The sequence below is a fragment of the Trichocoleus sp. FACHB-591 genome (assembly GCF_014695845.1).
Taxonomy (GTDB): Bacteria; Cyanobacteriota; Cyanobacteriia; order FACHB-46; family FACHB-46; genus Trichocoleus.
This window is the reverse complement of sequence record NZ_JACJPA010000079.1, coordinates 1-12,510: the sequence shown is the minus strand read 5'-3', so window position 1 is coordinate 12,510 and position 12,510 is coordinate 1. Positions and strand designations below refer to the sequence as shown.

Here is a 12,510-nt window from a genome sequence, read left to right as displayed (position 1 = left end):
ACAGTAGGCAGGTTGAAAAACTTGGCTATACTTGCTAGCGCTAGCACATTATTTTTGAAGTCGGCAGCACCAATATCACGCACAAGCGAGAACAGTCCAGTTTGGTGATCCACTAGTAAAACCGCAGCATTATTCTTATCTAGACGATTGTACTTGAATGTAGACATTAGGTAATTCTCCTATTTGAGTGATTGGTGAATGAGGAATTGCAGAATGAAATCAAAAGCTAAACATCTCTGCTTGTGCTTTTAAGTGAAACGTCTGTTTACCCTCAAGGGTTGATGACGTAAGCGATCGCGCCATGAACTGAGGCTGCAAGACAACGCCAAATTTCGCCACTTAAGCTCCGCGAGTTAAGCACAAAGTAAAGGCATTCGCGTCGCGTGCCCAAAGGGCATTCGCTTCACTGTGCGATCGCTCCTAATGCTTTCAACGTCGCTGCTTAAGCGTGCGTTAATCCAGTTGCACCTTGAATATTCATACCTTCAAGCATGGAACCGTGCAATTTACTTGCTCGATCCATTTGCATGACTGTTTGCACAAATTCAATATAGGGGGTCGCCTTGAAGCTGTCGCCTATAGCAAGTTAAATTTTTTACAGTGCAAATTGATAGATTAACCATGCCATCGCGGAGTAGAAGGCTGGCTCTAACTTAAGTTAGAATCCGAAGTTGATCGAAAGTACATTCATACAACCGATCGACCATCAATGTCTGAATGCAAAATTCGGTAGCGATGTCCCACTCCTTTGATGAGCGATATACTTTGGGAAACGGATGACAGTCCTTCATCGGGGAGCATTCAATGATTACCCTGCCTGGAATTACTATCCACAGCAAAATCTATGAGAGCTTAGCTTCTTTAGTGTATCGGGGCATCAGAGAGCAAGATAACTGTGCAGTGATTGCCAAAGTTCTCAAGCAGGATTATCCCTCTCCTCAGGATTTAACTCGCTATCGGCAGGAGTATGAAATTACTCGTTTTCTCAACATTGAAGGTGTAATCAAGGCATACAGCCAGCAAGACTACCAGCGCACGCTGGTTATTCTTTTGGAAGACTTTGGTGGAGAGTCTTTAGAATGCTGGATGCGGCAACAATTAGACTTCTGTCCCATGCCGCTGTCGGTTTTTTTGAATATGGCGATCGCCATTACGGATACTCTAGGCAAAATCCATGCGGCTCATGTCATCCATAAAGATATTAATCCTGGCAACATTGTCTTTAATCCGAGGACTGGCGTTGTTAAAATCATTGATTTTGGCATTGCCACTCGCTTCAGTCGCACCAATCCCACATTCAAAAGTCTCCATCTTCTAGAAGGAACCCCCGCCTATTTGTCGCCCGAGCAAACCGGACGAATGAACCGGATGCTCGACTATCGCACCGACTTTTATTCACTGGGTGCAACCTTCTACGAACTGTTGACGGGACAATTGCCGTTTCCTACTAAAGATCTCCTGGAACTAGTTCACTGTCACATTGCCAGACCGCCGACTCCCCCGCATGAATTGAATGCCACGATTCCTCAACCTGTTTCAAACCTGATTTTGAAACTGATGGCGAAGAATGCGGAGGATCGCTATCAAAGTGCTTGGGGCATCAAAGCAGATTTAGAACGCTGTGCCCAACAACTGGCGGAAATGGGTCAGATTAACGCCATATCGTTGGGACTGCAAGATGTTTCCGAGCAGTTCCGCATTCCTCAAAAACTGTATGGGCGAGAAGCGGAGATTGCAGCATTATGGGTAGCGTTTGACAGAGTGGCAGGGAGTAAGGCAGTCCGTGAAATGATGCTGGTCTCTGGTTATGCTGGCATCGGCAAAACGGCATTGGTACAGGAACTCTTTAAACCGATCACCGCAAAGCACGGCTATTTTATCTGGGGTAAATTTGACCAATTTGGGCGCAATATTCCCTACAGCGCGATCATCGATGCCCTGCAAAAATTGGTGCAGCAACTATTGGGTGAACCTAATGAACAGGTGGAAGTATGGCGATCGCGCCTGCTCACTGCTCTGGGCAGCAACGGACAAATCATCATTGATGTCATCCCCGAAGTTGAGTTAATCATTGGCAAGCAGTCGCCTATACCCGAAGTTGGAGCAACAGAAGCACAGAATCGCTTCAATCTCACGTTTCAAAGATTTGTGCGGGCGTTTTGTGCAAAAGAGCATCCCCTAGTCATTTTCTTAGACGATCTACAGTGGATCGATTCTGCGACTTTGAAGTTAATCGAACTAATCTTACTTGATGAGCAAATCCAGTATCTGTTTTTGATCGGAGCCTACCGAGATAACGAACTGACTCCAACGCATCCGTTGGTCTTAACGCTAGAGAGCATGCGAAACCAAGAAGTAGTACTTCAGGAAATCACCCTGACCCCCTTAACGCTGGAACCGTTGACTCAACTGGTGGCTGAGACATTACATCGCAATCCTGATACCGTTCGCTCCCTAGCCCAAGCTGTGTCACGTAAAACCGAGGGCAACCCTTTCTTTGTGGGTGAATTTTTGAAGCTGCTGCATAGCGAAAACCTGTTAACCTTTGATGCTCAACAGTTGAGTTGGCAGTGGAACCTGGCAGAGATTGAAGCTCAAGATATCACAGATAATGTGGTGGAGTTACTGCTACGTCAGTTGCAGAAATTGCCGGAAGCAACACAGCAAGTTCTCTCCATCGCTGCTTGTGTTGGGTCTGAGTTTGATTTGGAAACGTTGGCGATCGTTTGCGAAAAATCACCGAAAGCAATTTTCCAGGATCTACTTGTAGCAATACAAGCGGGATTAATTCAACCTTTGTCTGACTTGGACGAAGACTTGTTGGTTCAAGAGTATAAGTTTCTGCACGATCGCGTTCAGCAAGCGGCTTATGCCCTAATTGATGAGTCGTGCAAACAAGTGGTTCATCTCCGAATTGGTCACAATCTCCTCAAAAAAACATTGCCAGAACAGCTATCAGAGCGGTTGTTTGAGATTGTCGATCATCTTAATCATGGAATTGAGCTTGTCTGTGATCAGGCAGAACGAGATGAAATTGCCAAACTGAATCTATTGGCAGGTCAGAAAGCAAAAGGGGCGATCGCGTATAGTACGGCAGGAAACTATTTAGCTACAGGGAGACAATGGTTAGAAGACTTTAGCTGGCAAACAAACTATGACTTGACCTTAGAGTTATATGTAGAAGCAACAGAAGTTGCTTACTTGTGTGGCGAGTTTGAACAGGTAGAGTACTGGGCAGCGATCGTCCTGCAAGAAGCTAAAACGGTTCTCGACACTGTAAAAGTTTACGAAGTCAAAATTCAAACCGATATTGCACAGAACCAGCCATTAAAAGCAACCAATACAGCATTACAAGTGTTGCCGCAACTAGAAATTAATTTCCCTACAACGCCTAGTCAATCGGATATTCGTCTTGAACTAGATACGATCGCCGCTCTCTTCAATGAGAAAGAGGTTGAGAGCTTGATCGATTTGCCAGAGATGACTGAACCGAGCAAGCTAGCGGCGATGCGAATCTTATCCAGTATTACGATCGCTGCCCAAATTGCTGCTTCTAATTTGATACCTCTGGTTGCGGCTAAACAAGTCAACTTATCGATCCAGTATGGTAATGCGTTTGTGTCTCCCTTTGCCTATGCCACCTTTGGGTTAATCCTTTGTGGAAGGTTCGGAAACATCGAGACTGGCTATCAATTTGGACAGCTTGCTCTAAAGCTATTGTCACAGTCTCATAATCACGCACTCAAAGCTAGAACATTGCTGATTGTCAATAACTTCATCATTCACTGGAAAAAACATACTAGAGAATTATCGCAGCCATTACTTGAAGGCTATCAAATTGGGCTAGAAACTGGAGATTTAGAGTCTGCTGCCTACTGTGCTTATACTCACTGTTCTCAATCCTACATCAATGGAAAAGAACTCGTAGAGGTTGAACGCGATATGGTGACCTATGGCGAAGCAATCCATCACATCAAACAAAAAACAGCACTCACTTGGAATCAGATCCTTCGACAAGTCGTCATCAACTTAATGGGAGGTTCGATCGACTCAACCCGCCTCGTCGGCGAATTCTACAATGAGGAAATTGAACTGCCACAGCATGAAATTGCAAATGATGAAAGCACTATTTTTAGTGTACGTTCCAAAAAACTTTTCCTATGCTACCTTTTTTCTGAATATGCTCAAGCCGTTGAAAACGCAGCCCTAGCAGAAACTTATTTGATCCGATTAACTGGCGCAACCCCTGAGCCTTTGTACTATCTCTATGATTCTTTGGCAAGACTGGCAACCTATTCTGAAAGCAGTACTCAAGTGCGGTCAGAAATTCTCAAAAAAGTTGCTGTCAGCCAGGAAAAAATGAAGCACTGGGCATATCATGCACCGATGAATTATTTGCACAAATATCATCTAGTTGAGGCAGAGAAAGCGCGAGTTTTAGGGCAGTTTCTTGAGGCTGAAGAGTTTTATGAACAAGCGATCGCAGGTGCTGCTAAAAATGAGTATATCCAAGAAGAAGCATTAGCTTATGAATTAGCGGCAAAACATTATCTGGCGCGAGGTCGGGAAAAGATTGCTCAGACATACATGAAAGAGGCGCACTATTGCTACGATCGCTGGGGCGCAACCGCTAAAGTTAAAGACTTAGAAACTCGCTATCCACAGTTCTTTTGTCAGTCGCCTAAAGCCGCTTCCACATCAATTCCTATTACTGCTGAAACTATCACTAATCCCTCCCATACTGTTTTCGATTTAGCAGCAGTGATGAAAGCTTCACAGGCGATTTCTCGTGAAATTGAACTGAAGCAACTGCTGCGATCACTGATGCAAACTGTAATTGAGAATGCTGGCGCACAAACCGGATATCTGATTTTAGAAAACTCAGGAGAATGGTCGATTGAAGCGGCTTGTGAACTCAATCCCGATGAGAATGCTTGTGCGACTCAGGTGTTACAGTCTATTCCAATTGCCGATCAATTGCCAGAGTCAATCATTCAATATGTGATTCGGACTCTGGAGCCTGTCACCTTAAATGATGCGGCTTGTGAAGGTGCTTTTATTAATGAGCCATATATTCAACAGAACCAGCCTCAATCTATTTTCTGTTTGCCGCTGCTAAATCAAGCCAAGCTGGTCGGTGTATTGTATTTAGAAAATCGGTTAGCAGCTGGAGTATTTACACCAGAGCGATCGCAGGTCTTGCAGCTATTATCGACTCAAGCAGCGATCGCCATCGAAAATGCCAACCTTTACTCAGAACTGCGGGCTAAGGAAAGCAAGATCACCCAGTTCCTCGAAGCGATTCCGGTGGGAATTGCGATCGTGGATGCGACGGGTTGCCCTTACTATACCAACCAATGCGGCAATCAACTCATGGGCAAAGAAACTGATACTTCCATAGCACCGGAGCAGATCTCAGAGGCTTATCAGCTTTATGTAGCGGGAACGGATCAAATCTATCCAACGGAGAGTTTGCCTGCACAGCAGGCATTGAGGGGCGAACGCATCAGGATTGAAGATATAGAAATTCGTCGAGATCATGTCTCAGTTCTAGTTGAGGCACGGGGAACACCAGTTTTTGATCAACAGGGTAATATCGCTTATGCGATCGCTACCTTTCAGGACATTACAGAGCGCAAACAAGCCGAGAAACTCCTAGCCGACTACAACTGCACTTTAGAGCAACAGGTCGCAGAACGAACTGCTGCGTTACGACAAAGTGAAGCAAATTACCGCAACCTGCTACAAACCGCAAATTCAGTCATCATTTGCTATGACACGCAAGGACGAATTCGATACATCAACGATTATGGGGTGAAACTCCTAGGTTATGAAGAACATCAGATTGTAGGGCGAACCTTATTTGAAACTATCATTCCAGACATCGAAACCTCTGGACGCGATGTTAAACCATTTGTTCACGATTTACTTCGTAATCCTCAATCGTACCCGCAAGGCGAGAGTGAAAACCTGTGTCGAGACGGTCGGCGAGTTTGGATGGCCTGGTCGAATCAAGCTATCTTCAATGACCAGGGAGAGGTCGTTGAAATCTTATCGGTTGGCAATGACACCACTCAGCGTAAACAAGCAGAAGAGGCTTTACAACGCAGTGAAGCCAAGTTCCGAGCTATCTTTGAAAACTCGCAGGTTGGCATCTACCGAACCCGCCTCTCGGATGGATTAATTCTCAATGCCAATCAACGCTATGCCAATCTGTATGGCTTTGATTCACCAGAAGAAATCATTGGGCTGGAACACACCATCGACTATTTTGTAAATCCCAGCGATCGCCAAAAAGCCATTGAGGTGATGAAGCGGGATGGGGAAGTGCGAAACTTTGAAACTCAGCTGCGAAAACGAGATGGGACCTTGTTCTGGGGACTTTCCTCTGCTTATCTGAATGCAGACGATGGCTACCTCGAAGGGGTGACTGCGGATATTAGCGATCGCAAACGAGCAGAAGTCGCTCTACAAATGAGTGAAGAACGACTGCGCTTAGCATTAACCGCTTCAAATCAGGGACTCTACGATATGAATCTCAAAACTGAAGAAATCGTGGTTAACCCAGAATACGCTTTAATGCTGGGCTACGATCCAGCAACATTTCACGAGACCAAATCTAGGTGGGTTGAGAGTTTGCATCCTGATGACAGAGAAGCAATGTTTGCAGTTTACAATGGTTTTATGACCGGAGAAGCCCCCAACTATCAAGCAGAGTATCGCCTGCGTACCCGGGATGGTCAGTGGAAATGGATTCTTTCTGTCGGCAAAATTGTTGCCTGGAATGAATCCGGTGAACCTCTCCGAGCGTTGGGAGTTTATACGGATATTGACGATTGCAAACAGGCAGAAGCCGCGCTGCAAGCCTCTGAAGCAGAACTGCGGGCACTCGTTTCAGCCATTCCCGATCCGCTGTTTGTCCTTACTGCTGAAGGGCGACTGGTCGAAGCAGTCGAAGTGAAACCGAATCAGTTGTATCGACCTATTGAGGAGCAGATTGGTCAAACACTGCACCAGATTTTTGAAAAAGAACAAGCCGATGAATTCCTGAATTACGTTCGGCAAGTACTGAGAACCCAACAAATGCTCACAGTTGAGTACAGCTTGCAGATAGCTGAACAAGAAGCCTGGTTTTCGGCTCGCATTGCCCCAATCAGCCTCGATCAGGTGATTTGGTTGGCGCGAGATATTACGCCGCAAAAGCAAGCAGAAGCAGCCTCGATTTTGGAAGAACGCAACCGCATGGCGCGTGAAATTCACGACACCCTCGCTCAGGCGTTTACAGGCATTCTGGCTCAGGTGGGAGCAGCAAAACAGGTGCTAACAGATGATTTAGAAGCAGCTCAAGCACACCTAGACCTGATCAAAGAATTGGGGCGAACTGGACTGACTGAAGCACGGCGATCGGTCGTCGCACTCCGTCCTCAGCTTCTAGAGGAGGGCAGTTTACAGAGCGCTCTGCACCGTCTCGTCGCTCAAATCAGAACTGCCGCAATGGATACCACTTTGTATTATGAGATTGAGGGTGCAGTATATTCTCTACCGACTGAAGTCGAGAATAACTTACTACGGATGGGGCAGGAAGCATTAACCAATGCGATTAAACATGCCAATGCTGACGAAATTCGAGTGAAGCTAATCTACGATCGCGACCAGGTTTACCTGCGCGTGAAAGACAATGGGCAGGGCTTTGGAGTCGGGAATATTCCAGCCTCTGAGGGGTTTGGCTTACTCGGCATGAGCGAACGGGCAGAGCGCATCGGCGCACAACTCACGATTAGGAGTCAACCTGGGCAGGGAACAGAGATTATTGTCACCGTCAATCGGGAGTAATATCACGATGAGCCAGGCCACGACTATTCGAGTTTTGATTGCGGACGACCATGCTATTTTTCGGCAAGGATTAGCCACAATTATTAACCGTGACCCAGATATGCAGGTGATTGCCCAAGCTGAAAATGGGGAACAGGCGATCGCTCTATTTGGGGAACACCAACCGGATATCACGCTGATGGATCTCCGCATGCCGGAAGTGGAAGGAGTTGCCGCCATCGGTGCAATTCGTGCGACTGCTAAATCTGCTCGGATTATCGTACTGACCACATATGATGGCGACGAAGATATTTACCGGGGATTGCAGGCAGGCGCAAAAGGATACCTGTTGAAAGAAACTGAACCTGACGAGCTTCTGAATGCGATTCGTACCGTTCATCGGGGTCAGAAGTATATTCCGCCTGACGTGGGAGCGAAGTTGGTACAGCGGCTCAGCAATCCAGAACTGAGTGAGAGAGAACTAACGGTGCTCCGTTCACTAGCACAGGGGATGAGCAATGCCGATATTGCGGCAGCGTTGAGTATCGGTGAAGGTACGGTTAAATCCCATGTCAATCGAATTTTGAATAAGCTAGATGTTAGCGATCGTACTCAAGCTGTGATTGTTGCTGTTAAGCGTGGCATTGTCAGTTTGTAGGATGTACTTTCGATCAAATTCGGCTTCTAACTTAAGTTAGAGCCAGCCTTCTACTCTGCGATCGCATCGTTACTCCACCAATTTGTACTGTAAAAGTTTTAACTTGCTGTAGAAGACGACTTAAAGGCGATCTCCTACATTGAATGTATGCAATAAAAGTGCATCCAATCAGACAAATCATACTCCTCTAAAGCGGTAAACCTGATCAAATTTTTAATCCTAATTATTGGAGATAAATCTATGACTTCTACCCCCACAGCCACAGCGACAGACCCAACGCTACGCCAAGGCGATTCTGGTGCTGCTGTCAGTGAGCTACAACAATTGCTGAATGCGAATGGAATCAACATTGCAGTCGATGGAATCTTTGGCAGTGCGACTCGCGCCGCGGTGGTTCAGTTTCAACAGCAAAGTGGACTTGCTGTAGATGGCATCGTTGGACCTAAAACCTGGCAAGCCCTTCGTCGAGGTGGCCCCATTCAACTGACTGATGCAGCCATTTACTACGAGCCATCGAAATATCCCTATCAAAAAGAGGCGTTTGAATGGTTGCAATCCCAGATTTCCAGATCAAATCTAGAGGAATTTGCTCGCCGTTGGCGGAACCTACGCTAACGCAGCAATCACCGATTTCAAAGTTATTCAGCCCAGGTTCAAATTGCTGACGCTGGGAATGCCTAAATCATAGGGTTTTTCCCAGCTTTCGTGGCAAAGTTCCAGGCTTGATACAGATGTAGAAAAATGAACGACGATCGTAGCCATAGTTCCTTACTTGTACCTCCTTCAACCCAAGATTGGATGCAAGGTGTGCTGAGTGCTAAGGTCGTGCTGGTGATGTATGGAGACTATCAATGTCCTAGAAGTGCAGACGTTTACAAGCTGATTAAAGCGATCAAACGAGAGCTTAGTGCTGCTTCTGGAGAGGATGATTTATGTTTTATCTTCCGTCATTTTCCACAAACAAAGATTTATCCCCATGCTCAACGGGCTGCCCAAGCAGCCGTTGCCGCCGCCGCCCAAGGAAAGTTTTGGTTAATGAGCGATACTTTATTTGACCATCAACAAAGGTTGGAGAACGGTTATCTTGTCGAGTACGCCAATGATTTAGGGCTCGACATTCCTCAATTTCTCAAAGAGTTGTCTAAACAAGTGCATATCGATCGCATCAACGAAGATATTGAAGGCGGAATGCAGAGTGGAGTAACGACTGCTCCAGCCCTATTCATCAATAACATTCAATATACCGGACGCTGGAAGATGACAGAGTTAATGACAGCCATTGTTGCTGCAAGTCATTAATCTTCCCAACCTTTGCTTGCCATCCATTTTTGACTGAGGACAATTTTATGAAATCCAGTCCACGATCGACCAAAAATGATTTCAAGCAATCGAGGTTTTCAACTCAGACTCATTTTCCCACTGCGCGCTCTCCTAATCATGCTCTTGTTACGGTTGCCCAAGAGGTCGCTGAGCGGCTCCAACAAGCCTATCCTCTTTCATCTGATGACAGTAACTCGGTTGAGGCGATCGATATTCGCGCAGTTGATTCAGACTTGAGGCAAATGATTCTCGCTGAATCACTCACAGATTGAGAGTTGGAGATGAGTACGCCTGATCGTCTTTCATTGGAGAAATGAGGCAATGATACAAGATAAACCAAAAATTGCTCTAGTGGCAGGAGCGAGTCGAGGACTGGGAAAGAATACTGCTTTAGCAGTGGCAAAGAAAGGAGTGGGCGTAATTGTGACCTACCTCAACGGTGAAGCGGAAGCAAAATCCGTTGTTTCTGAAATTGAGGCAATGGGCAATAAAGCAGTGGCATTGCAGCTCGATATCGGCAAAATCGAAACCCTTGATGCGTTTGTAATAAAAGTCAAGCAAGCCCTGCAAAACACTTGGGACATTGAGCAATTTGATTTCCTCATCAATAACGCTGGAATTAGTAGCGGTTCACTATTTGCAGAAACAACAGAGGAAGAATTTGACCGAATATTCAACATTAACTTCAAGGGTGTCTTCTTTCTCACTCAGAAGTTGCTGCCATTGCTCAAAGATGGTGGACGAATCGTGAATGTTTCATCGTTTCTGACCCGCACCATAAGCCCAGGACGAGCGATCTATGCCAGCACGAAGGGCGCGATCGAGGTTCTGACTCGCTCCTTAGCGAAGGAACTAGGACAGCGGCAAATCACAGTGAATGTAGTCGCTCCAGGAGCGATCGCAACCGAGGGCAGTGTCGTGCAGGACAATCCAGAGATCAATAAGTACGTCGCGTCCCAAACTGCTTTAGGTCGGGTGGGTGAACCTGATGATATTGGAGGGGCGATCGCGCTGTTGCTGTCGGAAGAGAACCGATGGATTACTGGACAGAGAATCGAAGTCTCCGGGGGGCAGTCTCTCTAGCTCGAATCAACTTCAATCGATAGACAAATCATGTTAGCTAATTAAATGATTCAGAACATCAGTTCCAGATTGAGCTACTTGTAGAGCATCAAATTGCGAAGTTTACACAGGTCTACTGCGGCAAGCCATAGATACGAAGATCAGGCAAGGGTTTGAGGAGATGAATCAGCCTTGCCATCAGTACGTGATTCAGCAGCGCGTAGAACAAGCGAAATTGATGCTGTCGAAAACAGATTTAGCGATACGTGCTACGCACAGGCTACGCCAACGCAGATATCGCTCTAGAAGTCGGTTTCTCGAGTCAAAGCCATCTGACGCAACAATTCAAGCGCCTGACTGGAATGACCCCAAAACAGATTCGCTAACTCTATCACGCGCGAGTTAAGGAGACAAAGATGAAGAGCAAAGCAATCAAAGGACATCTGGGAATCGGACCGGAAGTGAAAGACGCGACTTACGTAGAGGCTGCGAGGTGGGGTAAGTATCGGGGGTGGCGGTATGTTCTGGGGCTGGTGATCATCCTCTTTGCGTGGCTGGTGGTCGGGACTGGTGCCAGCGTACTCGTCGTGATCATCGGCCAGCCGGATTACTTCGTGCTTGATTACCTCGTGCTTGGTCCTTTCGGGAAGTTCCTGTTTGTTATGGCAGGTTTCCCATTTTTCCTCGCGGGGGTTCTCATCGCCGTTACCCTTATCCACCGCCGTCATCCCCTGACGCTAATTACGGCGCGGAAGAAGATAAGCTGGCGTCGCATCGGTCAGGGGTTTGTGGCGTGGTCCGTTCCAGCGTGTCTGATAGGTGGGCTGGGACAGTACCTCTTCTACCCCGACACCTTTTCCTTTAACTTCGACCTGGCGACGTTCGCGCTCTTCGTGCCACTGGCACTGGTCTTCACCGCGATCCAGACGACCACTGAGGAGCTGTTCTTTCGCGGATACATCGTGCAGGGTGCGAGCCTCATCTGGAGCAACCGCGTTTTTCTGGCGCTCGTGGCAGCCGTGGTATTTACCCTGCCGCACCTCTTAAACCCGGAGGTGAGCGCAGGCGGCTGGCTCACGGTCTTCTCCAACTACTTCCTCGTTCCAGGTCTGTTGTGGACCGTGGTCTCGTTGATTGACGGAACCACTGAACTCGCCATCGGCGCACATTTCGCGAACAACATCGGTAGCATACTCCTGTTTAACATCACTGGAAGTGCTGTGACCACACCGGCTCCGTTCACAATCAGCGAGTATCACGCCACCTACGGGGCGCTATCGGTGCTAGTTGCAATACCCGTGTTCCTGGCGATCGCCTACAAGGTGTTCAAACGCGACAAGGCATCCAAACCCGTTTTCCAGAGTGGTCGGATTGGTCGTCGGTGATTTCGTCAGTTCGTTGCTGAAGGTCATTTAATTACAACAGGAGAAACAAAATGATACTGCAAGATAAAGTGGCGTTAGTCACTGGTGGAACTTCAGGAATTGGTCATACAACCGCGGTCGCCTTCGGTGCTGCTGGAGCAAAGGTCGTATTCTCAGGCAGACGCGACGCAGAAGGTGAAAAAACCGCCAAACTGATTCGCGAAACAGGCGCTGAATGCTTATACGTCTATTGAAACAAGTTCACTAACATCACAAGAATCTGACAAATCATTT

General features: G+C 47.0%; 9 protein-coding genes. All 9 read left to right on the top strand.

The genetic code is table 11. The features are described from left to right. Positions 1-804: 804 nt before the first annotated feature. The 9 genes from H6F90_RS14455 to H6F90_RS14415 all read left to right on the top strand — a co-directional run bounded on the left by H6F90_RS14455 (position 805) and on the right by H6F90_RS14415 (position 12,470). Entirely contained in the window at positions 805-7,833 is a 7,029-nt protein-coding gene (locus tag H6F90_RS14455; RefSeq protein WP_190553127.1) for a PAS domain S-box protein, read from the top strand. A gap of 7 nt (positions 7,834-7,840) precedes the next feature. After that, positions 7,841-8,470, top strand: a complete 630-nt coding sequence (locus H6F90_RS14450; protein WP_190553126.1) for a response regulator transcription factor — start codon at positions 7,841-7,843, stop codon at positions 8,468-8,470. Positions 8,471-8,710: 240 nt separating this feature from the next. Next, positions 8,711-9,085 carry a peptidoglycan-binding protein gene (locus tag H6F90_RS14445; protein WP_190553125.1) on the top strand — a complete coding sequence of 125 codons (375 nt, stop codon included), beginning with the start codon at positions 8,711-8,713 and terminating at the stop codon, positions 9,083-9,085. A 126-nt stretch (positions 9,086-9,211) separates the two neighbouring features. Then, complete coding sequence (locus H6F90_RS14440) at positions 9,212-9,769, top strand: DsbA family protein (RefSeq protein WP_190553124.1); 558 nt, start codon at positions 9,212-9,214, stop codon at positions 9,767-9,769. Between the two features lie 47 nt (positions 9,770-9,816). Further along, positions 9,817-10,062, top strand: a complete 246-nt coding sequence (locus tag H6F90_RS14435; RefSeq protein WP_190553123.1) for a hypothetical protein — start codon at positions 9,817-9,819, stop codon at positions 10,060-10,062. Positions 10,063-10,111: 49 nt separating this feature from the next. Continuing rightward, a complete protein-coding gene (locus H6F90_RS14430; RefSeq protein ID WP_190553122.1) occupies positions 10,112-10,873 on the top strand; it encodes an SDR family NAD(P)-dependent oxidoreductase in 762 nt (253 codons plus the stop codon). 245 nt (positions 10,874-11,118) lie between these two features. After that, positions 11,119-11,238 carry an AraC family transcriptional regulator gene (locus H6F90_RS31550; protein ID WP_313930085.1) on the top strand — a complete coding sequence of 40 codons (120 nt, stop codon included), beginning with the start codon at positions 11,119-11,121 and terminating at the stop codon, positions 11,236-11,238. 30 nt (positions 11,239-11,268) lie between these two features. Next, positions 11,269-12,237, top strand: coding sequence for a CPBP family intramembrane glutamic endopeptidase (locus tag H6F90_RS14420; protein ID WP_190553121.1), 969 nt, complete (start codon positions 11,269-11,271; stop codon positions 12,235-12,237). A 50-nt stretch (positions 12,238-12,287) separates the two neighbouring features. Beyond that, the gene (locus H6F90_RS14415) at positions 12,288-12,470 is read left to right on the top strand and encodes an SDR family NAD(P)-dependent oxidoreductase (protein WP_190443175.1); all 183 of its coding nucleotides are present in this window, start codon (positions 12,288-12,290) and stop codon (positions 12,468-12,470) included. Positions 12,471-12,510: the final 40 nt, after the last annotated feature.